The organism is Paraburkholderia ginsengiterrae (genome assembly GCF_001645125.1).
Taxonomy (GTDB): Bacteria; Pseudomonadota; Gammaproteobacteria; order Burkholderiales; family Burkholderiaceae; genus Paraburkholderia; species Paraburkholderia ginsengiterrae.
On sequence record NZ_LXKA01000302.1, the window covers coordinates 1 to 433 of the forward strand.

Here is a 433-nt window from a genome sequence, read left to right on the forward strand (position 1 = left end):
GGACCGGGGACGGTGGAGTGTGAGTGCGGAACCGACGAGGGATCCACACGCAACCGTGGAAGGACGTGAAGACCGGCAGCGTACCCGTTGCGTCGCGGGGCCGCACGATCGTGATCGGGACGGTGATGCCGTCCTGTTCGATGGTCTTGTTCGACACATCAATGCCGGACAGATCGACCTTCACGCCGTTCTGCGCGCCGATCAGCACCTGACGTGCCTGCGCCGGTGGCAACGTGTTGATTGCCGGTCCTGTGCCGCTGTTCAGTGCACGCAGGAACTGGCTGGTCACCAGATCGGGCGTTGCCTGCGTCGACAGAGTGGCCCGTCCCGCGGCACTCGCTCGCGTGGACCGCGCCGCAAGCTTTGCTGCTAGCAACACCTGCTTGATAGTCTTCACTCTCTGGTCCCATCTGACTCTACTGGCGCCTGCGTC

The 433-nt window shown here is 64.0% G+C and carries 1 pseudogene; it reads right to left on the reverse strand.

Annotation, left to right across the window (positions count from 1 at the left end):
• Positions 1-397: pseudogene (locus A6V37_RS21265) on the reverse strand (alpha/beta hydrolase); the annotation flags it as partial.
• Positions 398-433: the final 36 nt, after the last annotated feature.